This is a genomic window from Agromyces molybdatiresistens (genome assembly GCF_052748445.2).
On the sequence record NZ_CM188258.1, the window covers coordinates 3,801,935 to 3,827,736 of the forward strand.

The window sequence follows — 25,802 nt, forward strand, 5'->3', positions numbered from 1 at the left end:
ACCTCAGCGGCCCGACTCGTCGTCTCGCCCGTCGTCCCGCTCCTCCTCCCACTTCGTGCCGTCGAGGTCGCCGCGCAGCGTCCCCGTGATCTCGTCGACCGCGGCGCCGACCGTCGGCGCGAAGCGGTCGGGCGTGAACCGATCGCCCAGGCCGTAGCGGCGGAGCACGTCGATCACCGGGTCCTTCATCTCCGCGATGACGAGCCGGATGCCGCGGCTCGCGAGCCAGTCGTCGAGCTCGACGAACTCGTCGACGGCGGTGGTGTCGATGTCGGTGATCGGCTCCGCGGCGAGGATCACCGTGCGGACACCCGGACCGGCCGCCTCCACGCGCGAGCGCACGAAGTCGTCGAACAGGCTGCCGTTGGCGAAGAACAGCGGCGCGTCGAATCGCACGATCACGACGCCCGGGATGCGCTCGCCCTCGGGATTGCGCGAGAGGTCGTGGTACCCGCGCAGTCCGGTGACCCGCCCGAGCTCGGCACGGTACGGCTGCCACGAGTGATAGACGAACGCGAGCAGCGACAGGCCGATCGTCACGGCGATGCCCGGCAGGACGCCGAATGCGAACACGCCGACGAACGCGGCCGCCGAGAGCGCGGCATCCACCCGGTCCATGCGGATCAGACGCACGAACCCGCGCACGTCGATGAGCCTCGCCGCGGCCGTCACGACGACCGCGGCGAGCGTCGCGGACGGCAGGAACGCCGTCACGCCGGGCGCCAGCAGGATGAACAGGACGAGGAGCACCGCGCCGATCACGCCGGTCAGCTGCGACTTGGAGCCGGCCTGCTCGGCGACCGGGGTGCGCGACGACGACGCCGAGATCGGGAACCCGCCGAACAGGCCCGCCGCGACGTTCGCCGAGCCGATCGCCGCCATCTCGCCGCTGCCGCTCACGGTCTCGCCACGACGCGCGGCGAGCGCGCGCGAGAACACCGCCGTGTCGGTGAAGGCGACGAGCGCGATGCCCGCCGCGGGCAGCGCGAGCCCCGCGACGTCCGCCCATTCCAGCCTGCCGAGCGCCGGAGCGGGCAGGCCCTGCGGCAGTGCGCCGACCACCGGGAGCTGCTCGCCGAGGCCGAGGATCCAGGTCAGGAGGGTTGCGATCACGACCGCCACGAGCACGCCGGGCACGGGCGAACGGAGCAGTGTGAGCCCGACGATGACCGCGAGCGAGCCGAGCCCGAAGGCTGCCGCGAGCGGGTCGATCCCGGCGCCGACGAGCGCGACCCAGATCGCCCCGACCTCCGCGACCGGCGAGTCCGCCTCGACCGAGAACCCGAGCAGCGCCGGCACCTGCGAGATGAGCACGAGCAGCGCGATCGCGTTCAGGTACCCGACGCGGATCGGCTTCGACAGCAGGTCGGTGACGAAGCCGAGGCGAAGGATGCCGCCGAGCAGCAGGATCGCGCCCACCATGATCGCGAGCAGTCCGGCGAGCGCGACCGCCCGCTCGTCGTCGCCGACCGCGAGCGGCAGGATCGCCGCAGCGATGATCGGGGCGAGCGCGGAATCCGGCCCGAGGACGAGGATGCGGCTCGGACCGAAGATCGCGTAGGCGAGCAGCGGGAGGATGGTCGCGTACAGGCCGGTCTCGGGCGGAAGACCGGCGACGCGCGCGTAGCCCATGCCGGCGGGGATGAGCAGCGCCGTGACGACGATGCCGGCGCGCAGGTCGGGCACGAGCCAGTCCCGGCGATAGGTGCGCGCGAGCTCGATGCCCGGCGGGACCCAGCGGGGCATCCGCCGCGGCATCCGTTCGCCCTTCGCGCCCATTCCGGCCTCCGGTTCCGATCTTGGCGGATGCCGCGGCCTCGCGCCGGGCCGACGGCCGCGCGTCGCGGCGCAGCGCGCCGACGCGCTCGGGTCAGGTCGTCGCGGCCGGTTCGATCGGCCGCCAGATCGGCGGATGCTGCAGTCGGTTCTCGCGGTACAGGCGGTACGCGAACGGCGCCCAGACGATGAGCGCGACGCCCGCACCGACGAGCGCTCCGCCGACGGTGTCGCTCAGCCAGTGCGCGCCGAGGTACATGCGGCTCAGCATCATGAGCACGGTCCAGGCGATGCCTGCGACCCACACCCAGGTGCGCATGAAGACGAGTCCGAGCGCGGTCGCGATGAGTGCCGCCGCCGAGCTGTGACCCGACGGGAAGGAACCGAAGTCGGGGTGGACGAGGATGTCCTCGGGACGGACGCGACCCACCGAGACCTTGACGAGCCGCGTCACGCCGGCGCTCGCGAGCGCCGCCACGCCGAAGTAGAGCGCGGCCCACGGCCGCCGCCAGACGAGCAGCGCCGCCGCGATGAGGATCGGGAAGACGACGTTCGAGAGCAGCCCGCCGCCGAGCACGTCGAACACGAGCGCGACGGCGGTCACGGCCGGTGTGCGGGCCGCGGCGAGCGCGGTCATCAGCTCGACCTCGAAGTCGAACGCCCGGCGCTCGGCGTAGACGATCACGACGCCGACGAGCGCGACGGCGACGAGCGCGACGACGCCGGCGAAGAGCCACGGGCGGCGGCTGACCCGCAGCGGCGCGGGGGCGTGCGAGTGTCCGGCGTGCGACTCGTGCGGCTCGGGCGGCTCGTCCCCTGGCGTCGCCGCCGGGTCGGCGGGCCGCACGTCGTCGGCCGCGTACATGGCCTCGTCGGACGCGGACCGGGGCTCGCGGTCATCCGCGCTCATCGCGCCCCCACATCTCGGGCCGCCGGTCGGACTCGGCGATCTGCTCGTCCGTGCCGACCCGGACCGTGCGCCACGTGTCGACGGCGATCACGAGGCCGAGCACGACGAGGGACAGGAAGATCGAACCGAGCGCATCGGTCGCGTAGTGGTAGCCGAGGTAGATGCGGCAGGCCGCGGTGAGCAGGACGACGGCCGTGGCCGCCGCGAACGCCAGCGTCGTCACGACGGGGCGTCGGTGGCGCGAGAACACGAGGTAGGTGCCGATGAAGAGGAAGTCGGCGACGCCCATCACGTGCCCCGACGGGAAGGACGAGCTCGGGTCGTAGCCGAACAGCATCTCGTCGGCCGGTGGACGGTCCCGCGCGATGATCGGCGCGAGCAGCTGCACGATGATCACGCCCAGGATCATGCCGCCGGCGAGCAGCAGCGGGCGCCACGCGTGCTTGGCGAAGAGGCCCCACGCGACGGTCGTGACGAGGATGATGATCGGCATCGCGATCGGCCCGAACACGATCGCGAGCACGATCATGAAGGTCGTCAGCCACTCGTCGCGCCCGGAGTCGAGCCAGGCCTCGACCGGTGCGTCGATGAAGGAGAGGTCGTCGGACTCGAGGATGGAGTCGAGCACGACGAAGAACCCCGTGAGCCCGACCACGACGAGCGCCGCCGCGGTGAGGTAGAGGTTGCGTCGGGCGCGCGACGACAGCACCCGCTCCTCGACGATGAACCGCTCGTGGAACCGATGCCAGCGCCCGGGCTTCGCGCCGTCCTCGCCGGAGGCGTCCGGGGCGTTCGAGCCCTGCGACGTCGTGTCGGCTGCGTCGGCGCCGCGCGCACCACTCCCCTGCGTGCCGGCCTCGGGTTCGGTCACGGCGCACCTCCTCTCGGGCCCCGCACCGGGCGGGGGTTCCCACAGTATGCCGCGCGCGGCCGGGTCGGTTCGGGGGGTTGCGCCCCCGCGCCGACACGCCCCGCGTCTACGTGTCCCGCTCGACGGGCCCGATGTCCTCGCGGTGGTCGTCGACCCCGCCCGGCGGGTAGTCGTGCCGGTCGGGCCGCCGGCTGAGCGCGATGACGCTCACGGTGAACCCGCCCCACACGAGCACGATCGCGAGGACGAGGAAGAAGATCGCGGTTCCGGTCATGACCGGCCCCCCTCCGTCGACGTGGTGGCATCAGCGCGCGGCACCTGCTCGGGCAACGGCGGCCACGGTCGGAACGCGTCGGGGCTCTGGCGCCACGGGATGCCCGTGAACACGAGCGCCATCACGACGAGGACGAGCACGGTGCCCCAGCCGACGGCGAGCAGGTACCACTCGGGGTAGCCGCCGTAGCCCTCGAGGATGAGCGAGACGATGCGCGAGATGAGCATGTAGCCGAGGATCACCGGGGCGAGCACGCCCGCGAGGATCGTCCAGACGCCGCCGACGCGGAACGTCGAGACGGCGTTCAGGTGGTACCTGAGCTCGGGCCCCTTGCGGAGGACCCAGAACGCGAAGATCCCGGTGAGCACGGCGGATGCCACGATGCCGATGTTGTTCGCCCAGTTGTCGACGGTGTCGAGGGCGATGAGGCCCGACGTCGTCGAGAACAGCAGCACCGAGAGCACCATCGCCACGATCCCGACGCGGGTCGCCGCCTGGCGCGGCGAGAGCCCGAACTTCTCCTGGAACCCCGCGGAGACCACCTGCAGCACCGAGAGCAGCGAGGTGAAGCCGGCCATGGCGAGCGAGCCGAAGAAGAGCACGCCGAAGATCGGGCCGCCCGGCATCTGCGACACGATCGCCGGGAACGTGATGAAGGACAACCCGACTCCGGTGAGGCCCTCGAGCTCGGCGACATCCACGCCCTGCTCGAACGCGAAGAACCCGAGCGTCGCGAAGACGCCGATGCCGGCGAGGATCTCGAAGGACGAGTTCGCGAACGCGACCACGAGGCCCGGGGTGGTGAGGTTCGACCGCCGCCGGCGGTACGAGGCGTAGGTGATCATGATGCCGAACGCGATCGAGAGCGAGAAGAAGATCTGGCTGTACGCCGCGATCCACACGTTCGGGTCGCCGAGCGCCGAGAAGTCGGGCGTGAACAGCGCGTTGAGGCCGTCGGCCGCACCGTCGAGGAACAGCGCCCGGATGACGAGCGCCGCGAACGCGACGACCAGCAGCGGCAGGAAGATGACGTTGATGCGCTGCACGCCGCGCGCGACGCCGAACGCGAGCACCACGATCGCGGCGACCCAGATCAGCACCAGCGGGATCAGCACCGACGGCACGAACACGAACGACAGCCCCGGCTCGCCGACCTGCAGGTAGTCGCCGGTGAGGAATCCGGCCGTGTCCTCGCCCCAACGCAGGTCGAACGAGAACACGAAGTAGCTCGCCGCCCAGGCGATCACGACCGTGTAGTACAGCGCGATCACGAAGCAGATCGCGACCTGGAACCATCCGAGGCTCTCGAGCCACCGCAGCCGGCCCCCGCCGAGGCGCCGGAAGGCCGTCGGCGCCGAACCGCGGAACCGGTGACCCAGCGCGTAGTCGAGGAACAGGATCGGGATGCCCGCCGTGACGAGCGCCACGAGGTACGGGATGAGGAACGCGCCGCCGCCGTTCTCGTAGGCGACCCCCGGGAAGCGCCAGATGTTGCCGAGTCCGACGGCCGAGCCGATCGCCGAGAGGATGAATCCGACCTGGCCCGTCCACTGCTCGCGCGGCTGCGCCGCCGTGTGCTCGCCTGCGGTTGCCGACATTCGCGCCTCCCAGTGGCCCGTCGCCTGCGGCCGCGGCGCCTTCGCTGCGACCCGAACCCCTGAACGCTACCAAGGGCGGGGTGGATGCCGCAGCCTCCGTTCGGCGCGCGTCGCCGCGGCATCCGCCCCCGGCCGCCCCGGTCGGGCGGACCCGCTCCGCCGGCCCGGTCTCAGAACCGTTCCGCGACCGGCAGCCGGCCGGATGCCACGGCCGCCGTGAACGCCGCGAAGTCGCGGTCGTTCTGGTCGGCGTAGTCCGACGCGAACTCCGCGATGGCCCGGTCGAAGCGGTCGGACGCGCCGAGGTACTCGGCGATCGCGACGCGATCGCCCGCCCGGGCGTGCGCGCGAGCGAGCGTCTCGCCGCAGGCCTCCGCGTAGAGCGTGGCGCCCCGCGGTTGCATGAGCTCGATGTCGGCGGATCCCTTCCAGTCGTGCAGTTGCCGGATGTAGAAGTCGCGCTGCACTCCGTCGACGCCGACGACCCGCTGCCATCCGAGGAAGAGGTCGCTGGCCGACTGCATGAGTCGCTGCCCCTGCACGACGCGCTCGCCGTGCTGCTCGTAGTGGCTCGGCGGGAGGAAGCGCTCGAGCACCGAGGCCTCCGCCTCCTTCGCCTGCAGGATGAGGGGATCGTCGTCGCCGCGTCCCCGGAGCAGCACGACCCATGCCCGGGTGCCGACACTGCCGACGCCGACGACCTTCCGCGCCATGTGCACGTACTCGAACTCCTCGAGCGGATGCCGCGGCAGGCGGAGCGTCGTCCGGTACTGCCGCAGGATGCCGCGCATGACACGCGGGACGTCCTCGCCCTCGAGCCCGCGCTCGACGAGGTCCTCGACCGGGACGATGAGCGGCGGGTCGGCCGCGATCCGCATCCGGCCGCCCTCGACCGACACGAGCTTCGAGAAGGCGCGCACGCTGTCGCGCGTGCGCGACTTCGCGAGGGCCGCCTCCGTGCGCTTGACCTGCGCCTTGTCGACCCGGTTCGCCTCGCGCTCGCGCTGCACCCTGGCGCGGATCTCGTCGGCGTCGAGCCGGTCGTACCAGGCGTCCAGCACGCGCGCGCGGGCGGAGTTGCGCATCTGCCCGCGGTAGGCGCCGACCGCGGCGAGCACCATGTCGCGGCGCTCCTCGACCGTGAAGCCGCGGTGGCGCCCGGCGACCTCCAGGCTCGCGGCGAGTCGCTTGACGTCCCACTCCCACGGCCCCGGCAGCGTCTCGTCGAAGTCGTTGATGTCGAACACGAGGTCGCGCTCGGGCGAGGCGAACACGCCGAAGTTGGACAGGTGCGCATCGCCGCAGATCTGCGCCGTGATGCCCGACACCGGCGTGGTCGCGAGGTCGGCGGCCATGATGAGCGCGGCGCCGCGGAAGAAGTCGAACGGCGTGCGTCCCATGCGTGCGTACCGGATCGGCACGAGTTCGGGCACGCGCGTGGTCGCCTGCTCCTCGAGGAGCGCGACCGGATCGCCTCGGTCGGCCGGCGGCGTCCAGCCCGCGTGGGAGGTGCGCGGGGCGCGGGCGCGCGCCGCGCGACCGGCCGAGGCACGTGCCCCGAAGTCGTCGCGGGGCGCGAGCTCCTCGATGCCCGTGCGGTGCGGATCGACCTCGGCGTCGTCGCCCGATCCGGTCGGTCGGCCGTCGAATCCCACGACCGCGCTCATGGCCGGTCCGTCACGACGTGCTCGACCCGATCCGGGTGGTCCGGATCTTCGGGACCGCCGGGGTCGGCGGCGTCGCCGTCGGCATCGGGCGATCCGCCGGGACCCGAGGACCCTCCCTCGCCGCGCTTCCCGCGGCGAGCGCTCGCCCCCTCGACGACGTCGGGGATGCCGCGCGAGAAGAGGAGCGCGAGCAACGCGATCCCGATGAGTCCGACGAACGCGACCCGCAGCGACTGCAGCTGCGACTGGCGGTACGTCTCGCTCAGCGTCTCGGCGTCGGCGCTCGAGAGTCCCGCGTCCTCGGCGATCCCCTGGACCTCCGACGCCGGGAGCAGCTCGACGCCCTCCGACGTTCCCTCGGCGACCGCCTCGCGGACGTCGGCCGGCAGGTCGCTCGTCGCGACACCGGTGGCGAAGGAGGTGGCCAGCGCGCCGATGAGCACCGACCCGATGAGCGCGGTGCCGAGCGAGGAGCCGAGGTTCTGGAAGACGCCCTGCATGCCGCCGACCTCGCTCGACTTCTCGGGCCCGACGCTCGACATGTTCACGTTGCCGAGTTGCGAGGCGAGGAGCCCGAGCGCCGCACCGGCGATGAACATGCCGATGCCGAACGCCACGTGGCGGAGCTCCTCGTCGACCGAGGCGAGGAGCAGCACGGCGGCGCCGACGAGCACGACCTGCCCGACGCGCACGATCCGGCGCGGCGACCACACCCGCGAGAGCCGGGTGCCGGCGAACGAGAAGAAGATGAGCGAGACCGACAGCGGGAAGATCCGGATGCCGGTCTGCAGGGCGTCGAGCCCGAGCGTCATCTGCAGGTAGACGGGCACCATGAAGAACAGTCCGGCCGTGACCGCGTACTGGGCGCCGAGCGCCGAGAGCCCGCTCCGCAGCCGGTCGATGCGCAGCAGCGAGACGTCGAGGAAGGCCTCGCGCCCGCGCTCGAGGAGTCGGCGCTGCCTGCCGGCGAACCACGCCAGCAGCACGCCGCCGACGAGGATGAGCCAGGTCGTCAGCGAGATGCCGAGCGGCTCGACGGGCACGCCGCCGATCTCGGGCGAGTCGAGCGGCACGACCCAGCCCCACGTCTTGCTCTGCAGCATGCCCAGCACGATGGCGATCAGGCCCGCGGAGGAGAGCACGACGCTGAGCGGGTCGATCCGCAGTTTCTCCGGCTGGTGGCGGTCGACGATGCGCCTGGAGAAGAGCACGACGACGGCCATGACGACGACCTCGCCGATGAAGACGTACCGCCACGATGCGTAGGTCGTCAGGAATCCGCCGATGAGCGGGCCGGCGGCGACCGCGGCGCCCGAGGCGGCGCCGATCATCGCATAGGCGGTGACCCGGGCACGGCCCTCGTAGTTGTCGGCGATGAGGGCGGCGATGGCGGGGATGACGAGAACGGCGCCGACGCCCTCGATGACGCTCCATCCGGTGAACAGCACCACGATGTTCGGGCTGAGCGCCGTCGTCAGCGAGCCGATCGCGTAGATGATCGCACCGATCACGAAGGCGCGGAGCCGACCCCACACGTCGCCGAGCTTCGCGCCGACGAGCATGAGCGCCGCCATCGTGAGCGTGTAGAAGGTGATGGCGGCCTGCATGGCCGAGACCGTCGTGTCGAGGTCCTCGACGACCTGCGAGATCGACACGTTCATCACCGTGCTGTCGAGCACCATCACGAACTGGGCGGCGGAGAGCGAGGCGACGACGACCCACGAGGTCTTCCCGGAACCTCCGCCCGGGGGTGCCGCCTCGGTCGCCGACGCGGGCGCCGGCTCGGGCGCCGGAGCGTCGGCCGAGCCGGCGTCGGGTGAGCCGGCCGGCTCGTCGCCGGCCGCTCCTCCGGGGTCAGGCTGCGCTTCGGAACGGCTCATGGTGGTACCCCTCTCGATCGAGGACGGCGATCGTCGACTCCGGCACCTCGACGAAGACCCCCGGCAGGTCGTTCAGCGGTTCGGACACCACGACGTGCGCGTGCTCGCCGAAGGTGCGCAGGCGCTCCGCATCCGGGTACATCTCGCGGATCGTGGGGATGTCGACCGAATGGAAGAGCGTGCGCGACCGGCCCTGGCTCGAGTACCGCAGCGCCCAGATCGTCGCGCCGTCGGCGACCGCGATCGTGCCCTGCATCGGGAACATGATCCCGCGGTCGCGGCCGACGCGCTCGACGAGGTCGACGGTCGCGCGGAGCGCCGCGACCGGGTCGTCGGCGAGGCCGTTCGTGATCGCCAGGTGGAACAGCACCTCCGAGTCGGTGGTGCCCTTCACGTGCGGATAGATCGACGGGTCGATCGCGAACGTGAGGTCGCGCTTGACCTTCGCGAAGTCCGCGAGGAACCCGTTGTGCATGAACAGCCAGTTCTCCCAGCGGAACGGGTGGCAGTTCGTGCGCTGGATCGGCGGGCCCGCGGCGGCGCGCACGTGGCTGAAGAACAGCGGGCTCTCGATCGCCCGGGAGAGCTCGCGCACGTTCTCGTCGTTCCACGCCGGTTCGGTGCTGTGGAAGACCGCGGGGATGCTGCCGGCCACCGCGCCCGGTGGATACCATCCGATCCCGAACCCGTCGCCGTTCACGGTCTCGGCGCCGAGCGGCGAGTCGAGCGACTGGGCGACCAGCGAGTGGGTCGCGTCGAGCAGAACCGATGAGGTCCTCAACGGCTCCCCTGAATACGCCAACCATCGGCACATGCGAACGCCTCCCCCCGACGCGGAGTTCGCGCCCCGTCGGCGCCATTCTGGACCCGGGCGGCAGGGCGCGATGGGTCCAAAGTCTCATTCCCCGGTCTCGGCCGGGAGCGGGCAGGGCGCGGCATCCGTCATGCGCTGCGTCGCCTGCTCGAGCGACCACGGGAGCTCGACGAGCGGGCGCTCGCCGCCCTCGGCGGGCGCGGCCTTCGAGGCGATGGACGCGAGGGCGAACGCCGCCTCGCGCACGAGCTTCTCACCGCCCGTGGAGTTGTTCAGGGCGAGCACGACGGTGAGGCCCGTCCCGGGGTCGGTGAACATCGCCGAGAGGGCACCCGTCGACTCGCCGGCGACGCCGCGCAGCGGCCCGTACTGCTGGGCGCCGATGCCCTGCGCCTGCCAGCCGGGCGTGTCGCCGCCGAACGGCGTGAGCGTCCAGACGTCGCGCGCGGTCGCCTCGTCGAACATGGCCCCGGTCGCGTACGACTCGCTGATCGCCTTCGCGTCGCCGAGGGTCGTGCGGGCGCCGGAGGCGGTGCCGCCGATCGAGCTCGAGCGCTCGGACACGTCGACGATCGCGTCGCACGCCGGCTTGCCGCCCGAGTAGGCGGCGGCGTAGCCGCCGAGGGCGCCGCCGTACGAGGTCCTGGACGCCGAGGGCAGCGTCGTCGTCTCGAGTTCCAGGGGGTCGAGCACGTACTCCTCGGCGAGGTCCGACCACGACCTGCCGGTCCGCTCCTCGAGCGCGGCGGTCAGGAGCAGGATCCCGGTCGCCGACTCCGCCCAGACCTCGCCGGGCGCGCCCTTCCGGCCGGACGCGAGCCCGCTCGCGATCAGCTCGTTCGCGGGCCAGATCCGCGCCGGGTTCTTCACGAAGTGGGCGCGCAGCGGCGCGTAGTAGTCCGCGAGGCCCGAGCGGTTGCGGCACAGCTGCTCGAGCGTGATGCCGTCCAGGCCGGGGATGCCGCGGACCATGTCGGCGACGTGCTCGTCGAGCTCCACGACCCCCGCGTCGACGAGCCGCAGCATGACCGCGCAGGTGAGCTGCCCCGTCCCGTCGGCGAGCTGGAACGCGGTCTGCGCGGAGACCTCGGCGGCGCCGTCGGTGAAATCGACCGTGCCCGTCCCGACGGTCCAGCTGCCCGCCCAGGGCGCCCAGACGCCCGCGACCGCGCCGCTCGATCCGCTGAGCCGGACCGCCTCGGCGAGGGTCCCCTCGAGCTGCTCGACGGTCTCCGCGTCGAAGGGTGCGTCGACCTGGGCGAAGTCCGCCGCGGGATCGTCCGCGCCGGTGCACGCCGCGAGGCTCGCCAACGCGAACGCCGACGCCAGCGTCGCGGCGATCAGCCGACGCATCCGACCTGTCCCTGCAGCCACTACGCCCCCCGCCGTGTGTCCGCTGCGATTGTAACCCGCGCGTCCTGCACGGCCGCATGGCGCTCCGCGACCCCTGCGGCACCCCGTCCCGGCGCACCCCCGGCATGTCCCCCGAACGAGCACGGCCGACGAGCTCGGGAAGCGATCCAAACCGGATGCCGCGGCGCGCCGAACCCCTCCCAGCACGGCGCCCGCCGCGCGACGTCAAGGAGGCATCGCCATGAAGAACTCACCCAACCGCATCGCCGCGACCGTGTTCGGCGCGGTCTACGTCCTCGTCGGCCTGCTCGGCTTCGCCGTGACCGGCGGCGTGGGCTTCATCGCCACCGAGGGCGGCCTGCTGCTCGGCGTGTTCGCGGTCAATCCGCTGCACAACATCGCCCACCTGGCGATCGGCGCCGCCCTGCTCATCGCCGGGCTGTCGAACGTCGCCGCCGCGAAGACCGTCAACGCCGTCGTCGGAGCCGCGTACCTGCTGCTCGGCGTCGTCGGCTTCTTCATCGCCGGCACGCCGGCGAACATCCTCGCGCTCAACACGCCCGACCACTTCCTGCACCTGGCCAGCGCGATCGTGCTGCTCGGCGTGGGGGTCGGCGCCGAGCGCTCCGCACGCGTGGCGACGGCGTAGGGAGCCGGCCATGCACGCACCGGCGACGACGACCCGCAGCTGGCCGATGCTCGCCGCCCTCGGCGGCGGCCTGGTCGGCACGGCTCTCGCCGCCGGTGCCGGGGGTGCACCGCAGGTCGTCCTGGCCGGGCTCGGCGTCGCCGCGCTCGGCTGGGGCGTCCTGTCCCTCCGCTCGGGCCGCCCGCTCGCCCCGCGCACGGTGCTCGCCGCTTCGGTCGCGGCGCTGCTGCTGGCGGGCGCCGCCGTGGCGTCCGGTTCGGTGGCGGATGTCCCGGGCCTGCCGCTCGCGACGGCCTGCGCGTTCCTCGCGGCGGTCGCACTGTCCGTCGCCCCCGCTGCGCGGCACGGTCGCGCCGTGCCGGCGCAGCCGGAGGCATCCGTCGTCGACCGCACGCCGGCCGGCCGCCCGGCGCATGCCCGCCCCTCCCCCGCCGCCGAGGCCCGCCGTTCGCTCGCGGGCCTCGCGATCGGCGCCGTGCTCGTCTCGGCGCTCGCCACGCCGGCCCTCGCCGCCACCGAGGCCGGCCGGTCGGCCGTGCCCCACGGCGAGCACGGGACGCATCCGGTCGACGCGCCGGGCGGGCCGGGCCACCACCACTGACCACACCGACCGCGGCCGGGGGCGCGTGGCGATGACGCCCCCGGTCGCTTCCCTCGCCTGCTCGGGCCGGCAGCTCGTCGGCTCAGCCCGGCAGTTCGTCGGCCGTGCCGAGGTCGCGACTCGCCCCCGACATGAACCGCTCGACATCGCGGTCGACGATGATGTCGCGCGGCACGAGCGGGCGCGCCAGGTAGAGCCCCTCGAGGCTCGTCAGCCGCGAGAGCGCCACGTAGGTCTGGCCGGGGCTGAACACGCGCGAGCCGAGGTCGACGATCGCGGTGTCGTAGCTCGCGCCCTGCGACTTGTGGATCGTGACCGCCCACGCCAGCCGCAACGGGAACTGCGTGAACTCGGCGACGATGTCGCGCGCGAGCTTCTTCGCGACCGGATCCCATGAGTACCGGTACTTCTCCCACGTCGCGGGCTCGACCTCGTGCTCCTCGCCGTCGACCTCGACGCGCACCTCGCGCTCGAGCGAGGTCACCGTGCCGATCGTGCCGTTCACCCAGCGCGGCGCCTCGCCCCACCCCGCGGTGTCGTTGCGGAGGAACATGACCTGCGCGCCCACCTTCAGCTCGAGCCGTTCGTCGGCCGGATAGCCTCGCCCGCCGAACTCGCCGTTCACGTCGGCCTCGTTCGCGATCGAGTGCCCGGGCAGCCGGTGCAGGGCGGCGCGGTTGATGCGGTTGACCGTCTCGTTCGTCGTGGCGAGCGTGATCGCGCCCTGTTCGGGCAGGGGGCGGCGCGCGCCCGTGTCGTTCAGCACTCCGGCGATCTCGGCGGTGACCATTCCGTGGCGCACGGCGTTCAGCATGTGCTTGAAGGCGTCGTCGTGCTGCCGATGGATCTCGCCGAGCTCGTAGATCCGCAGGTCGGCCTCCTGCCACACCTTCGCGTCGAAGAACCACATCGAGCGATAGGTGTCGGCGAAGTACCGGCGCTCGTCGCCCGACCCCGGCACGGGCGCCAGCTGGTACGGGTCGCCGAACAGCACGACCTGCACGCCGCCGAACGGCTCGTGCGGGCGCTGCCTCGCCTGCCGCAGCGAGCGGTCCATCGCGTCCATCAGGTCGGCGTTCACCATCGAGACCTCGTCGACGACGAGCGTGTCCATCGCGTTCAGGATCTTGCGGACCGCGTCGTTCTGGTCGATCTCGTGGTCGGCGATCACGCCGATCGGCAGGCGGAACAGCGAGTGGATCGTCTGCCCGCCGACGTTGAGCGCGGCGACGCCCGTCGGCGCGCAGATCACGATCTGCTTCGACGTGTTCCAGTTCAGGTGGTTCAGCAGCGTCGACTTGCCCGTGCCGGCGCGGCCGGTCACGAACACGTGCTCGCGCGTGTGCTCGATCGCCCGGAACACCGCCTCCTGCTCGGCGGTGAGGGTCACGTGCTGCACGGGTGGGCCTTCGTATCGCGGTGTCGACGGGTTCGGCGGGTCTCGCGCGGCCCGCTTCGAGGGCGGATGCCGCGGACGGGCGTCTTCACTGTAGACCGCGATCCTCCGGCCCGGCCCGCGGCCGAGGCATCCGTCGATTCGTCGATCGATGCTGTGGAGAAACCGGGCCGTCACACGGCGCTGTCTAGACTTGCCGGGTGGGGAGCTCGGGCCGACGTGAGGGACGCCTGTCGCCGGTCGCGATCATCGGGTGGACAGGCCTCGCCGTCGTGCTCTTCGGGGCCTTCCTCGCCGCACTCGGCGGCCTGAACCAGAGCCTGTACGGGGCGCCCGCGTTCGTCGAGCGCTACCTCGACGCCATCGCGCGCGACGACATCGTGGGCGCCGCGGCGACGCCGGGCGTCCGGCTCGACGAGGGCGACCTCGCCGGCGCAGGCCTTCCCGCCGACATCTCGACCGCGATGCTCCGCTCGAGCGTCGTCGATTCCGGCCCGGAGGACGTGCGCGTCATCTCCGACGAGGCCCACGCCGACGGCGACCACACCGTGACGGTGAGCTACCGGCTCGACACGGCCATCGTGCAGACCGCGTTCGATGTCCGCCCCATCGAGCCGCTCTACGGCGTGCTGCACCGGTGGGAGTTCGCGACGAGCCCGCTCGCCGTGATCGACGTCACCGCGGCGCAGAGCCCGCTGTTCACGGTCGGCACGCTGACGCTCGACGCGCGCGCCACCAAGACCGGCGACGAGCTGACGGCATTCAGGCAGACCGCCCCGTACCTCGCGATCGCTCCGGCCGTGTACGAGTTCACCTACCAGTCCACGCTCCTCGAGGCGCTGCCGGTGCAGGTCATCGCCGAGGCCGGCGCGACGACCGCCGTCACGGTGGATGCGCTGCCGACCGAGGCGTTCGTCGAGCGCGTGCAGGCGAAGGTCGACGAGTACCTCATCGACCAGTGCGCGAGCCAGCCCGTGCTCCAGCCGGCCGGCTGCCCGTTCGGCGTCGTCATCGACGACCGTGTCGTCGGCGAGCCGGCGTGGAGCATCCTGGAGTCGCCCGTGGTCACGCTCGTCCCCGGCGAGACGACGTTCGAGATGCCGCCGACGCCCGGCCTCGCCCACATCTCGGTCGAGGTGCAGTCGCTCTTCGACGGGACGTTCTCGACGCTCGAACAGGACGAGTCGTTCACGCTCGCGCTCGATGCGACCGTGCGGCCCGACGGGTCGATCTCGATCCAGCTGCGCTGAACGGCCGGTCGCGCCGAGCGGCCGGTCGCGCCGAGCGGCCGGTCGCGCCGAGCGGCCGGTCGCTGCGGGTCAGCGCACCCCGTCGCGCTCGCCGAGCGCCGCGAGCCGCGCGTTGTACTCCTCGAGCTCGGCGTCGCCCGTGCGGTCGGCGTGCCGGTCGCGGCGCTTGGACTCCTTGGCATCGGTGCGCGACCACTGCACCGCGACCGTGATCGCGAGCGCCACGGTCGGGATCTCGCCGATCGACCACGCGATTCCGCCGCCCAGCTGCTGGTCGGCGAGCGCGTCGGTGCCCCAGCCCATCGCGCCGTACCAGTCGGCGAGCAGCAGCCCCGTGCCCATCATGATGGCGAGGCCGAAGAAGGCGTGGAACGCCATCGTGCCGAGGAGCAGCAGCAGCCGGAACGGGTACGGCAGGCGGTACGGCACCGGGTCGATGCCGATGAGCGACTGCACGAACAGGTAGCCCGTGATGAGGAAGTGCACGATCATCCACTCGTGCCCGATGTGGTCCTCCATCGACCACCGGAACAGCGGCGAGTAGTAGAAGACCCAGAGCGACCCGGCGAACAGCACGGCCGCGACGATCGGGTTCGCGATGATCGACGCGAACTTCGAGTGCACGCCGAGCAGGATCCACTCCCGCCCGCCGCGGCTGCCGTCCTTCCTGAGTCGGATGGCCCGTGCCGCGAGCGTCACGGGCGCGCCCGGCACGAGCAGCACCGGCACCGCCATCGTGAGCATCATGTGCCCGAGCATGTGCGCCGAGAAGAGGTACTGCTCGTAGGCGGCCACGCCGCCGCTCGTGACCCAGGCGAGGAGCGCCAGTCCGGCGATCCACAGCACCGTCCGGTAGATCGGCCAGCGGTCGCCGCGACGGCGCAGGCGCACGACGCCCGCGACGTAGAAGAAGATGCCGAAGCCGCAGGCGATCAGCCAGAGCAGGTCGGGGCTCCACTCGGTGAAGTACCGCAGCCCGTCGGGCACGGGCGGCAGCGGGTCGCCCGTGAGGATCTCGGCGGGAGTGCGGGCGAGACCGCCCGAGACGTCCTCGCCCACCGGCGTCGCGGTGCGCGCGAGCGCGGCGGCCACGCCCGAGGCGATCCCCATGAACGCGAGCTCGATCACGACGAGCATCCAGAACGTCCGGTTCGCCGACGAGCCGGCGGAGCCGCGGGTGGAGGCCGTCGCGTCCGCACGCAGCATCCGCCCGATCATGACGCGCCGCTGCGCGGCGCCGAACAGGCCGAGCGCGATGAGCGCGGCGACCTTCGCGACGACGAGCACGCCGTACTGCGTCGCGAGCTGGTCCCAGGTGCCGATGCGGAGCGCGGCGCTCGCGTAGCCGGAGACCGCCACGACGATGAACGCGATGAGCGCGACCGTGGAGTAGCGCGAGAGCACGACCCCCAGTCGCTCGCCGTCGAGGGCGGGCTTCAGCAGCACGATGGTGAGGAGGCCGCCGAGCCACGCGGCCGCGAACACGAGGTGCAGGCCGAGCGCCGTGATCGCCTCGTCGTGCCCGGATGCGCCGGCCGCGTGCCCCTGCTGCGCCATCGGCACGAGGGCGACGACCGCGAGCACGGCGACGAACACGAGCGCGGTGTGGTTGCGGACCGCGAAGCACAGCACGGTGACGGCCGCCGCGATGAGCGTCGTGGTGAGCCACGCCTGGCCCAGTTCGATCGAGGTCGCGAACTGGCCGAGCTGCTGGCCGAAGCGGTCGCCGAGCGAGAACTCGGCACCGGTGACGAGCATGAAGGTGAGCACGCCGGTGGCGGCGCTCGCGACGGTCAGCACGGCCGCGGATGCCGCGGCCACGTCGAGCGCGAGATCGAATTCGCGGCGCTTGGGACTCAGCGCCCACACGGCGAGCACGAGCGCGCCGATCATGCCGGCGGCGCCGAGGTTCACGAAGAGCTTCGCGACCGGCACGCCCCACCGGGCCACGGGCCCCGGATCCTGGATGGGGTACGGCTCCGCACCGCCGCCGTAGGACAGCGCGACGACGGTCACGGCGAGCGCGACGGCGACGAGTGCGGCGGGGCCCAGCACGCGGGCGGAACGGATCACCGTACGAGCCTAGGCGAGCCGGCTGGGAGCGCGGTCGCGGACCCCGGGTCCGCCGATTCCGGCGAAACCCTCCGCGACTGACCTCGTGCGCCGACGAAGGGGCGCACCGGACCGACCGGGCGCCCCTTCGGGAGTCGCGGAGTGCGTCTGCGGACGCGCGCGGGTTACTTCGCGGCGGCCTTGAGCTTCGAGCCCGCGGTGACCTTGACCGAGTTGCCGGCGGCGATCTGGATGGTCTCGCCGGTCTGCGGGTTGCGGCCCGTGCGGGCGGCGCGGTGGGTGCGCTCGACGGCGAGCCAGCCCGGGATCGACACCTTGGTGCCCGAGCCGACCGACTCGGCGAGGGTGTCGAAGAAGCCGTTGAGCACGGCGTCGACGGCCGTCTGGCTCTGTCCCGTCGACGCGGCGATCTTGGCAACGAGCTCCGACTTGTTGAGCGACTTGTCAGCCATTGAATGTCCTCCTCGGACCTTCGCTGTTGATACAGCTGTCGTGTGGAAACACGGGAACGGATCGTGTCGATCGCCCCCGTAGCCGTTCAGGCCGCCTCGAATGTAGCAGAGTCCCGCGGAAACACGCGGATTTCCGGGCCTCCGGCGGCGGTTCGGAGCCGGTTCGCAGGGGGCTTGACGGATGCCGCGGCAACCGTCGATGATGCGGCCCGTCGGCGCGGACCGTCGGCGGAACCCATCGCAGACGACGAGAGGGGCGTCCCGGATGATCCGGGACGCCCCTCTCGGGAAGCGGTGCTTACCAGCTCGACTTGGTGATGCCGGGCAGCTCGCCGCGGTGCGCCATGTCACGGAAGCGGACGCGCGAGACGCCGAACTTCGTGAGCACGCCGCGGGGGCGGCCGTCGATGGCGTCACGCGAGCGGACGCGCACCGGCGAGGCGTTGCGCGGCAGCTTCTGCAGGCCGACGCGGGCGGCCTCACGGGCGTCGTCGGTCGCGTTCGGGTCGACGAGGGTCTTCTTCAGCTCGGCGCGCTTCGCGGCGTAGCGGTCGACGACCACCTTGCGCTGCTCGTTGCGCGCGATCTTGCTCTTCTTGGCCATGTCCTAGCGCTCCTCTCGGAAGTCGACGTGCTTGCGCACCACGGGGTCGTACTTCTTGAGCACGAGACGGTCGGGGTTGTTGCGACGGTTCTTGCGGGTCACGTAGGTGTACCCGGTGCCGGCCGTCGAACGGAGCTTGATGATGGGACGGATGTCCTGCTGCTTCGCCATCAGAGCTTCACCCCACGAGCCTGGATGTCCTTGATGACGGCCTCGATGCCGCGGGCGTCGATCACCTTGATGCCCTTTGCGGACACGTTCAGGGTGACGTTACGACGGAGCGACGGCACGTAGTAGGTCTTCTTCTGCACGTTCGGGTCGAAGCGGCGCTTCGTCCGGCGGTGCGAGTGCGAGATGTTGTGGCCGAAGCCGGGGACGGCTCCGGTCACCTGGCACACTGCTGCCATTGGTCTTTCCTCCAATACCGAGGGGCCGGACGGCCCCTCCCAAGGTCACTTGTCTGCAGGCGGATCCCCTCCGCGCGAGCGGGAGATACAGGGGATTCGTCCACGGTCCGGGCGGTGGAAGCGCCCAGCCAAACGTCGAGTCTAGCAGACCGGCTGATGGCGGCCGAATTCGGGCGGATGCCGCGGGCGGCGCGCGGCACGCGCCATCCGCCCGCTCAGCCCTTCGGGATCGACCGCCGCGACAGCAGCGCCGCGACGAGGAAGCAGAGGGCGCCGAGCATCGTCCCGAGGTTCGCCCAGAGCAGGCTGACGAGGGTCCCGGTCTCGGGGAGGACGTACGCGCCGATCGCGGAGAGCGCGAAGAACACCGAGCCGAGCATGTTCAGCCATGTGCCGTGCCACGTCCGGGCGTCGGTGTCCCAGAGCTCACCGCGGCGCCCGGTGGCGACGATCGCGAACGAGCTCGCGGCCAGGAAGGCGAGCGAGCCCCACGCGTCCGGCCTCCAGCCCGCGCCCACGTAGTCGGGGTCCGCGATCGCGGCGGCGAGCGCGAGGCCCGTGCTGAGATTGAAGAGGAGCGTGCCGGCGAACTGCACGGCGGCCGCCCACCAGTCCCATCGGTCCGCGACGTTCGTGCCCTTCCGCGGGACGTGCCGGCCGCTGAGGCTCAACTGGATGAAGGCGGCGAGCGTGAAGAACACCGATCCGACGACGAACGTGACGTTGACCCCCACCGGGCCGAGCCATTCGGCGTAGAAGGGGAAGGCGGCCACGAAGAAGCACAGCGAGCCGACCGCGAAGCCCCACGCCTCGCGTCGGAGCCGTCGGCTCGTTCCGGTGTCCTCCGTCACCGGTTCAGTGGTGGAACGTCTGGACGAGGCCCTCGTGCGGCATCGGCCCCTCGAGCCCGTCGAGGAACTCGGTCTCCTCGCGGATGTCGCGGAGCAGGTCCTCGGCGAGGTCCTTGCTGAGCCCGTTGCGGCACACGATCCGCATCACGGTCTGGCCGGACTGGTCGCCGGAGAGCGGATAGGCCGGCACGAGCCATCCCTTGATCCGGAGCCGCTCGGCCAGGTGGTACAGGGTCCACTTGTCGGTCCGTCCCGGCACCTGGCGCCAGGCGAACACCGGGATGTCGCTGCCGTCGGTGAGCAGCTCGTAGGCGTCGAGCGAGGCGATCTCCCCCGAGAGGAACAGGGCGACGTCCTGCGAGGCCTGCTGGATCGCGGCGTAGCCGGCGCGGCCGAGCCGCAGGAACCGGTAGTACTGCAGCAGCACCTGCGCGCCGGGCCGCGAGAAGTTGATCGCGAAGGTCGGCATCGAGCCGCCGAGGTAGCTCACCCGGAACACGAGGTCCTCCGGCAGCGCGGCCGTGTTGCGCCACACGACCCAGCCCACACCCGGGTAGACCAGTCCGTACTTGTGCCCGGAGGTGTTGATCGACTGCACCCGCTCGACCCGGAAGTCCCACTCGAGGTCGGGCTGCAGGAACGGCGCGACCATCGCCCCGGACGCCCCGTCGACGTGGATGGGGATGTCGAGGCCGGTCGCCGCCTGGATCTCGTCGAGCTTCGCGGCGACCTTCGTCACCGGCTCGTACGAGCCCGTGTAGGTGACGCCCATGATCACGACGACGCCGATGGTGTTCTCGTCGACCACGTCCTCGAGGCCGGTGCCGTCCATCAGCGGGTGCTCGTCGCTCGTCGGGATGAAGCGCATCTCGATGTCGAAGAAGTTGCAGAACTTCTCCCAGCACACCTGCACGGCGCTCGACATGATGAGGTTCGGCGTCTCGGTCGACTTGCCGGCCGCGCGCCTCGCGTGCTGCCATCGGCGCTTGAGCGCCAGGCCGCCGAGCATGCAGGCTTCCGACGAGCCGATCGTGGACGTGCCGATCGCGTCGTCCGGGTCGGGGGCGTTCCACAGGTCGGCGAGGATCCGCCAGCAGTACTCCTCGATCGCGGCGGTCGCGGGGTACTCGTCCTTGTCGATCATGTTCTTGTCGAACGCGTCGTGGTACAGCCGATCGCCGTGCTCGTCCATCCACGTCGTCACGAACGTCGCCAGGTTCAGGCGGGCGTTGCCGTCGAGCATCGACTCGTCGTGGATGATGCGGTAGGCGGTCTCGGGCAGCATCTCGCCCTCGGGGATCCGCGTGTACCTCGCGGTCGTCGCCTCTCCCGCTCGCGTGAACGTCGGCATCAGTTCGTCGTCGTGGCGCATTGCTCCCCCTGCGATTCGTCGGATTCCGGCTTCGCTGCCGCGGCCCCCGAAGGGTGATGCGACACGCGCCGGACACCCCCTCCGGAGCCGAGGGTACGCCGGACCCGCATCCGGCGCGTCACCTGTTCTGGGTGAGGTCTGCTCGCGCGGCGTTTCACGCGACCTGGGTGATGCCCGGCCCTCCGTCCGGGCGGTAGCTTCGGCAGCGTTCCGTCGGAGCCCACCGCGAGGTGGGCGGCACCCGACACCACCTGAAGAGAGGTTCGAGATGAGTGAGACCGAGACGACCGGATGGGTCGGATGGGGCTGGTTCGCGGGCATCGTGCTGCTCACCGCCGGCATCTTCGACGTCATCTACGGGTTGATGGCGGTGATCGGACCGGACAGCGCGTACTTCGTCACCGGTGAGGGGAGCCTCTTCCTCTTCGACGTCGCGGGATGGGGATGGTGGCACCTGATCACGGGCGCCGCGCTCATCCTCGTCGCGCTGGCCCTGTTCGCCGGCGCCACCTGGGCGCGCGTGGTCGCCATCATCCTCGTCATCCTGAACGCCGTGAGCCAGCTGTTCCTGCTGCCCGTGCAGCCGTGGTGGTCGCTCACGATCATCGTGCTCGACATCCTCGTGATCTACGCCCTCACGGTGCACGGGCGGGAACTGAAGATGGCCCGCGGATAGTCGCACGATCGCGCTGGAGCCGGGTCCCGCCCGTCGGGGCGGGACCCGGCAGGTCGACCGTCCTTGAGCCTCACCCGGGCCGCCCATAGGATGCGACCGTGGTCGGGGACACACGGGGGGGCACGACCCCCGCGCTCGAGCTGGACCGCGTCCTACTCGACACGAAGCTCAACACGCCGCGGCTGCCGGCGGAGTTCGCGAGCCGGCGCGCGCTGATCGATCGAGCGCGCACGAGCCAGGCGAGGATCGTCGGCGTCACCGCCCCGGCCGGATACGGCAAGACCACCCTGCTCGCGGAATGGGCCGCGACCGAGGAACGGCCCGTCGCCTGCGTGGCCCTCGACCGGTTCGACGACGACCCCGCCGCCGTGCTCGCACTCGTGGCGACGGCCTTCGCCCGGACCTTCCCCGAGTCGGGCCCGCTCGCCTCGGAGATGGGCGGGATGAACGTCGGCCCGCTCGGGCGCTCGGCTCCGCTCCTCGCCTCGACCCTGTCGAACGCGCCCCGCCCGTTCGTGATCCTCATCGACGATCTCCACGAGGTCGACTCCGCGGCCTGCCAGGACGTGCTCGAGGTGGCGCTCGCCGGGGTGCCGGCCGGCTCGCAGGTCGTGCTCGCGGGCCGGCACGAGCAGGCGCACCTGGCGCGCCGCCGGGCGGAGGGCCTGACCTGGGAGATCGGCGCCTCCGACCTGCGGGCGGATGTCGCGGCCGCGCGGGTGATCTTCCGTACGGTCGGCGTCGAGCGCTCGGACGACGAGCTCGACGCGCTCGTGCAGCGCAGCGAGGGATGGCCGGTCGGACTCGTCCTCGCGGCGATGATCGCGCGCGACGGCGGCGAAGCCACCTCGATCGCGGGCGACGACCGGTTCGTCGCCGACTACCTCTACCGGGAATGCCTGCGGCGCCTTCCTCCGACATCCCAGCGGTTCCTGCGCCGGACGGCGATCCTCGAGCAGATGTCCGGCGCCCTGTGCGACGCCGTGCTCGACCGGTCCGACTCGAACGCGACGCTGCGGGAACTCGCGGCGACGGGCATCTTCCTCGTGCCGCTCGACCACCGCCGCGGCTGGTTCCGCTACCACGGGCTCTTCCGGGAGTTCCTGCTCGCGGAGCTCGATCGCACGGAGGGCGGAGCGGCGGAGTCGCTGCATCGTCGAGCCGCCGACTGGTACGAGGAGCACGGCGTGCCCGCCCGGGCGATCGAGCATCTCCTGGCCGCCGGGGATCGATCGCGTTCGGTGCACCTCGTGGCCGAACTCTCGCTGCCGACCTACCAGGCGGGACAGGTCACGGTCGTGAACCGCTGGCTCACCGAGCTCGGCGATGACGCCGTCTCGACCTATCCGCCGTTGGCGGTGCTCGCTGCGTGGGAGGCGGTCCTGACGGGCCGGCCCGCCGACGCCGAGCGGTGGGCGAACGTCGTCGAGCGGGCGTCGCACGGTGCGGCTCCCGCGGACAACCAGCCGGATTTCGAGGCGGCGCGGGCCATGCTGCGCGCTGCCATGCTCGCCGACGGGCCGGAGCGCGCCTCGGATGACGCGGAGCTCGCCGTCGCGAGCGAACCGGCGTGGAGCCCGTGGCGCGACCAGGCGCTGCACCTCGCCGGGATGACGCGGCTGCTCACCGGGCGACCGGAGGACGCGCGGCGCGCCTTCGCCGACGCCGTCGAGCAGGCGTCGGCGATGGGCAATGCGGACTCGATCGTCCTCAGCTCGCCCGAACTGGCCCTGATCGAGCTCGACGCCGGCCGGTGGGACGAGGCCGAGCGCCATTCCTCCGTCGCGCTCGCCGCGATCGAGGCGCACCACATGGACGGCTATCCGACGGCGGCGCTCGCTCAGGCCGTCGGCGCCCGCATCGCACTCCACGCCGGCGATGAGTCGAGCGGGGAACGCCTGCTCGCCCGCGCGATGCGGGCGCGGGTCGGCTGTACCTACGTCCTGCCCTACCTTGCGGTCAAGGTGCGGCTCCAGCTCGCGATGGCGTACACCGAGGCCGGCAGGCGCACAGCGGCGATGCACCTCCTTCGCGAGATCGACGAGGTGCTGGCGGTGCGTCCCGGCATGGGGCGGCTCGTGGAGGAGGTCGCCGACTTCCGGCGACGCGCGGATTCGGTCCCGGGCGCGGGCGGTGGCACGCCGCTCACGCCGGCCGAGCTCAGGCTCCTGCCGTACCTGCAGACGCATCTGACGCTGAACGAGATCGGACGACGGCTGTTCATCTCCCGGAACACCGTCAGTTCGGAGGTGGGCTCGATCTACCGGAAGCTGCGGGTCACCACGCGGAGCGAGGCCGTCGCGAGGGCCGTGGCGCTCGGCATGCTCGGAGCCTGACCCGACGAGTGCGGTCGCTCAGTAGTCGTCGCCGGCGGCCAGGCCGATGTCGCAGCCGAGCGCGAGCGCCAGCTTCGGCGCTGCGGCGACGACGCGGGCGAGCCCGACGACGGGCACGACTCCGGCCAGGACGTCGACGATCTCCGTCGGGGTCGCTCCCGCCCCGACCGCCGCATCCGCCTCGGCACCGAACGAGGGCTCCGCCCCGCCGATCGCGATGAGCGCGGCGATCCGGGCGAGGGCGAGGGTCTTCTCGTCGAGCGACGCGGCGCCGGCGAGTTCGGCGTCGATCCGTTCGTCGTTGAACGTGAATCGGCGCAATCGTTCGGCATAGTCCACGACACGCACCCCTCTCCGGGTCCCGCGCACTCCCAGTGCTCGACGCCAGTCCATTCCTCGAATCGGCAGTCCGCATCACCCGAAACGCGTGATCTGGTTCCGCACCGTCGATTCACCCGATTCGAATGATGCGGGCGCGAGCCGGACGACCGTATCGTGCCCCACGGCAGCGGACCGCGGGTGGGTCTCCCCACCGCCGTCGACGGAAGGCGTCGCCGCCGGACCGCACGGTCCGTCATGGCGGAAGGGGACGACACGATGACCGATGACGCAGGCGGCGAAGAGGTGGCACCGTCATGAAGTGGCGACGCGGCCGTACGACCGACACCACGACCCCCGCGGACGACGGAGGCCCCGAGGTCGCCGAGGCGATGGCGGCGGCCGTTCCGCAGCATCGCAACGCGTTCATCCTGATGGGCATCGGCGGTGCGGTGCTCGGGGCCTTCGGGCTCGCCTCGATCGCGCCGATCTTCGCGCCGGTGTTCTTCGCACTCGTGCTCACGATCTGCGTGCACCCGCTGCGCGACGCACTCGAGCGCCGAGGCGTTCCGCGCGGTCTCGCCACGGGCTCGGTGATCCTGGCCGTGATCCTGCTCCTGCTCACGTTCGGATACGCGGTGCTGGTCGCGTTCGGCCAGTTCGCGGCGCTCCTCCCGCAGTTCGAGCCGCAGATCGAGGAGTGGCTCGGCGACGTCGCGTCGTGGCTGACATCGATCGGCGTCACGGCCGACCAGATCGCCGCGATCGGGTCCGATTTCGACCCCTCGGTGCTCGTCGGGTTCGTCGGCGGCCTGATCGGCGGCCTGACGGGCTGGGTCAGCCTGCTCGTCATCATCTTCACGATGCTGCTGCTGCTCGCGATGGACGGCGCCTTCCTTCCCACGCTGCTCAGGCAGCTTCGGCCGCACCGTCCGCTCGTGGTGACGGCCCTGTCCGCCTACGCGTCGAACGTGCGCCGGTACATGGTCGTCACGACCCTGCTCGGACTGGTCCAGGGCTTCCTCAACTGGCTCGCGCTCGTGCTGCTCGGCGTCCCCGGGGCCTTCATCTGGGGGCTCCTGTCGTTCCTCTGCAGCTTCATCCCCAACATCGGGTACTTCATCGCCATCGTGCCCCCGCTCATCTTCGGCGGCCTGGTCGGCGGGTGGCCGACCGTGATCGCGGTCATCGTGGTCTACGGCATCGTGAACGCCGGCGTGCAGTCCGTGGTCCAGCCTCGCGTGGTCGGCAACGCGGTCGCCCTGAGCCAGGGCATCACCTTCTTCTCGGTGCTGTTCTGGGCGCTCGTCATCGGGCCGGTGGGCGCCATCCTCGCCATCCCGCTCACGCTCCTGGTGCGCGTGCTCCTGGTCGACACGAATCCCTCCATGGCCTGGATGCGGCCACTGCTCGGCGACCTCGACGATGCCAAGGACTCCATGGCGGCGACCGACGCGGAGCTCAAGGCGGCTCGCGCTGCCCGGCGCGCCGAGCGCACCCGGGGCGCGGGCGCAGCCGACCACCCCTGAGCGCGGTCGCCTCGCCGAGCCCGGGCGGGGCGGGGCGACGGTCCGGAACGAGAAGAGCGGATGCCGCGGGCACGACGTGCGCCCGCGGCATCCGCTCCTCGGCTCATCGCGCCGTCACGGCGCGAGTCGACCTCAGGGGGTCGGT

Annotated in this window: 24 protein-coding genes; 6 read left to right on the forward strand and 18 right to left on the reverse strand. The window is 71.8% G+C overall.

The genetic code is table 11. The features are described 5' to 3' along the window. Window positions 1–3: 3 nt before the first annotated feature. The 9 genes from ACULK2_RS17640 to ACULK2_RS17680 form a co-directional block, all read right to left on the reverse strand. The gene (locus ACULK2_RS17640) at window positions 4–1,746 is read right to left on the reverse strand and encodes a SulP family inorganic anion transporter (protein ID WP_445967840.1); all 1,743 of its coding nucleotides are present in this window, start codon (window positions 1,744–1,746) and stop codon (window positions 4–6) included. Window positions 1,747–1,870: 124 nt separating this feature from the next. After that, window positions 1,871–2,686 (reverse strand): phosphatase PAP2 family protein, encoded by an 816-nt coding sequence (locus ACULK2_RS17645; protein WP_445967839.1) that lies wholly within the window; start codon window positions 2,684–2,686, stop codon window positions 1,871–1,873. Then, the gene (locus tag ACULK2_RS17650) at window positions 2,673–3,557 is read right to left on the reverse strand and encodes a phosphatase PAP2 family protein (protein ID WP_445967838.1); all 885 of its coding nucleotides are present in this window, start codon (window positions 3,555–3,557) and stop codon (window positions 2,673–2,675) included. The genes ACULK2_RS17645 and ACULK2_RS17650 overlap by 14 nt, the downstream gene beginning before the upstream one ends. Window positions 3,558–3,663: 106 nt before the next feature. Further along, window positions 3,664–3,831 carry a methionine/alanine import family NSS transporter small subunit gene (locus ACULK2_RS17655; RefSeq protein ID WP_445967837.1) on the reverse strand — a complete coding sequence of 56 codons (168 nt, stop codon included), beginning with the start codon at window positions 3,829–3,831 and terminating at the stop codon, window positions 3,664–3,666. Continuing rightward, entirely contained in the window at window positions 3,828–5,429 is a 1,602-nt protein-coding gene (locus ACULK2_RS17660) for a sodium-dependent transporter (RefSeq protein WP_445967836.1), read from the reverse strand. The genes ACULK2_RS17655 and ACULK2_RS17660 overlap by 4 nt, the downstream gene beginning before the upstream one ends. A 170-nt stretch (window positions 5,430–5,599) precedes the next feature. Beyond that, window positions 5,600–7,096 (reverse strand): DUF2252 domain-containing protein, encoded by a 1,497-nt coding sequence (locus ACULK2_RS17665; protein WP_445967835.1) that lies wholly within the window; start codon window positions 7,094–7,096, stop codon window positions 5,600–5,602. Next, window positions 7,093–8,976, reverse strand: a complete 1,884-nt coding sequence (locus ACULK2_RS17670) for an MFS transporter (protein WP_445967834.1) — start codon at window positions 8,974–8,976, stop codon at window positions 7,093–7,095. Before ACULK2_RS17670 ends, ACULK2_RS17665 begins: the two co-directional genes overlap by 4 nt. Continuing rightward, window positions 8,951–9,757, reverse strand: coding sequence for a class II glutamine amidotransferase (locus tag ACULK2_RS17675; protein ID WP_445967833.1), 807 nt, complete (start codon window positions 9,755–9,757; stop codon window positions 8,951–8,953). The genes ACULK2_RS17670 and ACULK2_RS17675 overlap by 26 nt, the downstream gene beginning before the upstream one ends. Window positions 9,758–9,874: 117 nt before the next feature. After that, the gene (locus ACULK2_RS17680; protein WP_445967832.1) at window positions 9,875–11,143 is read right to left on the reverse strand and encodes a serine hydrolase domain-containing protein; all 1,269 of its coding nucleotides are present in this window, start codon (window positions 11,141–11,143) and stop codon (window positions 9,875–9,877) included. 241 nt (window positions 11,144–11,384) lie between these two features. Between ACULK2_RS17680 and ACULK2_RS17685 the strand changes: the two genes are divergently transcribed. Together ACULK2_RS17685 and ACULK2_RS17690 are read left to right on the forward strand one after the other, a co-directional pair. Next, the gene (locus ACULK2_RS17685; protein ID WP_401000636.1) at window positions 11,385–11,792 is read left to right on the forward strand and encodes a DUF4383 domain-containing protein; all 408 of its coding nucleotides are present in this window, start codon (window positions 11,385–11,387) and stop codon (window positions 11,790–11,792) included. A 10-nt stretch (window positions 11,793–11,802) separates the two neighbouring features. Next, entirely contained in the window at window positions 11,803–12,393 is a 591-nt protein-coding gene (locus tag ACULK2_RS17690; RefSeq protein ID WP_445967831.1) for a hypothetical protein, read from the forward strand. A gap of 82 nt (window positions 12,394–12,475) precedes the next feature. Here ACULK2_RS17690 and ACULK2_RS17695 read toward each other — a convergent pair whose 3' ends face one another. After that, window positions 12,476–13,792 carry an ATP-dependent DNA helicase gene (locus ACULK2_RS17695; protein ID WP_445967830.1) on the reverse strand — a complete coding sequence of 439 codons (1,317 nt, stop codon included), beginning with the start codon at window positions 13,790–13,792 and terminating at the stop codon, window positions 12,476–12,478. Between the two features lie 197 nt (window positions 13,793–13,989). Here ACULK2_RS17695 and ACULK2_RS17700 point away from each other — a divergent pair, with 197 nt between their 5' ends. Continuing rightward, on the forward strand, window positions 13,990–15,039 hold the full coding sequence (locus ACULK2_RS17700; RefSeq protein ID WP_445967829.1) for a hypothetical protein: 1,050 nt from the start codon (window positions 13,990–13,992) through the stop codon (window positions 15,037–15,039). A gap of 69 nt (window positions 15,040–15,108) precedes the next feature. On the opposite strand, the gene ACULK2_RS17705 is transcribed toward ACULK2_RS17700, so the two are convergent. From ACULK2_RS17705 to gad, 7 genes are all read right to left on the reverse strand, one after another. Then, a complete protein-coding gene (locus ACULK2_RS17705) occupies window positions 15,109–17,112 on the reverse strand; it encodes a bifunctional copper resistance protein CopD/cytochrome c oxidase assembly protein (protein ID WP_445967828.1) in 2,004 nt (667 codons plus the stop codon). Between the two features lie 164 nt (window positions 17,113–17,276). Next, the gene (locus ACULK2_RS17710; RefSeq protein WP_129233735.1) at window positions 17,277–17,564 is read right to left on the reverse strand and encodes an HU family DNA-binding protein; all 288 of its coding nucleotides are present in this window, start codon (window positions 17,562–17,564) and stop codon (window positions 17,277–17,279) included. A 298-nt stretch (window positions 17,565–17,862) separates the two neighbouring features. Further along, window positions 17,863–18,168, reverse strand: a complete 306-nt coding sequence (rpsN, locus tag ACULK2_RS17715) for a 30S ribosomal protein S14 (RefSeq protein ID WP_234660293.1) — start codon at window positions 18,166–18,168, stop codon at window positions 17,863–17,865. Window positions 18,169–18,171: 3 nt separating this feature from the next. After that, a complete protein-coding gene (gene rpmG, locus ACULK2_RS17720; protein ID WP_021760158.1) occupies window positions 18,172–18,339 on the reverse strand; it encodes a 50S ribosomal protein L33 in 168 nt (55 codons plus the stop codon). Continuing rightward, window positions 18,339–18,575 carry a 50S ribosomal protein L28 gene (rpmB, locus tag ACULK2_RS17725; protein WP_056727420.1) on the reverse strand — a complete coding sequence of 79 codons (237 nt, stop codon included), beginning with the start codon at window positions 18,573–18,575 and terminating at the stop codon, window positions 18,339–18,341. Before rpmB ends, rpmG begins: the two co-directional genes overlap by 1 nt. A 215-nt stretch (window positions 18,576–18,790) precedes the next feature. Further along, the gene (locus tag ACULK2_RS17730; protein ID WP_445967827.1) at window positions 18,791–19,426 is read right to left on the reverse strand and encodes a hypothetical protein; all 636 of its coding nucleotides are present in this window, start codon (window positions 19,424–19,426) and stop codon (window positions 18,791–18,793) included. Between the two features lie 4 nt (window positions 19,427–19,430). Then, window positions 19,431–20,798: a glutamate decarboxylase gene (gene gad / locus ACULK2_RS17735; RefSeq protein ID WP_445967826.1), complete on the reverse strand. Its 1,368-nt coding sequence runs from the start codon at window positions 20,796–20,798 to the stop codon at window positions 19,431–19,433. A 268-nt stretch (window positions 20,799–21,066) separates the two neighbouring features. Here gad and ACULK2_RS17740 point away from each other — a divergent pair, with 268 nt between their 5' ends. Beyond that, the gene (locus tag ACULK2_RS17740; RefSeq protein WP_445967825.1) at window positions 21,067–21,474 is read left to right on the forward strand and encodes a DUF7144 family membrane protein; all 408 of its coding nucleotides are present in this window, start codon (window positions 21,067–21,069) and stop codon (window positions 21,472–21,474) included. Window positions 21,475–21,572: 98 nt separating this feature from the next. Continuing rightward, window positions 21,573–23,810, forward strand: coding sequence for a winged helix-turn-helix domain-containing protein (locus ACULK2_RS17745; RefSeq protein WP_445967824.1), 2,238 nt, complete (start codon window positions 21,573–21,575; stop codon window positions 23,808–23,810). Window positions 23,811–23,828: 18 nt separating this feature from the next. Here ACULK2_RS17745 and ACULK2_RS17750 read toward each other — a convergent pair whose 3' ends face one another. Beyond that, entirely contained in the window at window positions 23,829–24,149 is a 321-nt protein-coding gene (locus ACULK2_RS17750; protein WP_445967823.1) for a carboxymuconolactone decarboxylase family protein, read from the reverse strand. A 296-nt stretch (window positions 24,150–24,445) separates the two neighbouring features. On the opposite strand from ACULK2_RS17750, the gene ACULK2_RS17755 reads away from it, so the two are divergent. Further along, entirely contained in the window at window positions 24,446–25,657 is a 1,212-nt protein-coding gene (locus tag ACULK2_RS17755) for an AI-2E family transporter (protein WP_445967822.1), read from the forward strand. Window positions 25,658–25,802 lie beyond the last annotated feature (145 nt).

What these genes read in the sequence shown, in the direction of transcription:
- ACULK2_RS17640 (WP_445967840.1), bottom strand. Translation starts at nt 1,746, where the DNA reads ATGCCCCGCTGGGTCCCGCCGGGCATCGAGCTCGCGCGCACCTATCGC.
- ACULK2_RS17645 (WP_445967839.1), bottom strand. Translation starts at nt 2,686, where the DNA reads ATGAGCGCGGATGACCGCGAGCCCCGGTCCGCGTCCGACGAGGCCATG.
- ACULK2_RS17655 (WP_445967837.1), bottom strand. Translation starts at nt 3,831, where the DNA reads ATGACCGGAACCGCGATCTTCTTCCTCGTCCTCGCGATCGTGCTCGTG.
- ACULK2_RS17660 (WP_445967836.1), bottom strand. Translation starts at nt 5,429, where the DNA reads ATGTCGGCAACCGCAGGCGAGCACACGGCGGCGCAGCCGCGCGAGCAG.
- ACULK2_RS17665 (WP_445967835.1), bottom strand. Translation starts at nt 7,096, where the DNA reads ATGAGCGCGGTCGTGGGATTCGACGGCCGACCGACCGGATCGGGCGAC.
- ACULK2_RS17670 (WP_445967834.1), bottom strand. Translation starts at nt 8,976, where the DNA reads ATGAGCCGTTCCGAAGCGCAGCCTGACCCCGGAGGAGCGGCCGGCGAC.
- ACULK2_RS17680 (WP_445967832.1), bottom strand. Translation starts at nt 11,143, where the DNA reads ATGCGTCGGCTGATCGCCGCGACGCTGGCGTCGGCGTTCGCGTTGGCG.
- ACULK2_RS17685 (WP_401000636.1), top strand. Translation starts at nt 11,385, where the DNA reads ATGAAGAACTCACCCAACCGCATCGCCGCGACCGTGTTCGGCGCGGTC.
- ACULK2_RS17690 (WP_445967831.1), top strand. Translation starts at nt 11,803, where the DNA reads ATGCACGCACCGGCGACGACGACCCGCAGCTGGCCGATGCTCGCCGCC.
- ACULK2_RS17710 (WP_129233735.1), bottom strand. Translation starts at nt 17,564, where the DNA reads ATGGCTGACAAGTCGCTCAACAAGTCGGAGCTCGTTGCCAAGATCGCC.
- rpsN (WP_234660293.1), bottom strand. Translation starts at nt 18,168, where the DNA reads ATGGCCAAGAAGAGCAAGATCGCGCGCAACGAGCAGCGCAAGGTGGTC.
- rpmG (WP_021760158.1), bottom strand. Translation starts at nt 18,339, where the DNA reads ATGGCGAAGCAGCAGGACATCCGTCCCATCATCAAGCTCCGTTCGACG.
- rpmB (WP_056727420.1), bottom strand. Translation starts at nt 18,575, where the DNA reads ATGGCAGCAGTGTGCCAGGTGACCGGAGCCGTCCCCGGCTTCGGCCAC.
- gad (WP_445967826.1), bottom strand. Translation starts at nt 20,798, where the DNA reads ATGCGCCACGACGACGAACTGATGCCGACGTTCACGCGAGCGGGAGAG.
- ACULK2_RS17740 (WP_445967825.1), top strand. Translation starts at nt 21,067, where the DNA reads ATGAGTGAGACCGAGACGACCGGATGGGTCGGATGGGGCTGGTTCGCG.
- ACULK2_RS17755 (WP_445967822.1), top strand. Translation starts at nt 24,446, where the DNA reads ATGAAGTGGCGACGCGGCCGTACGACCGACACCACGACCCCCGCGGAC.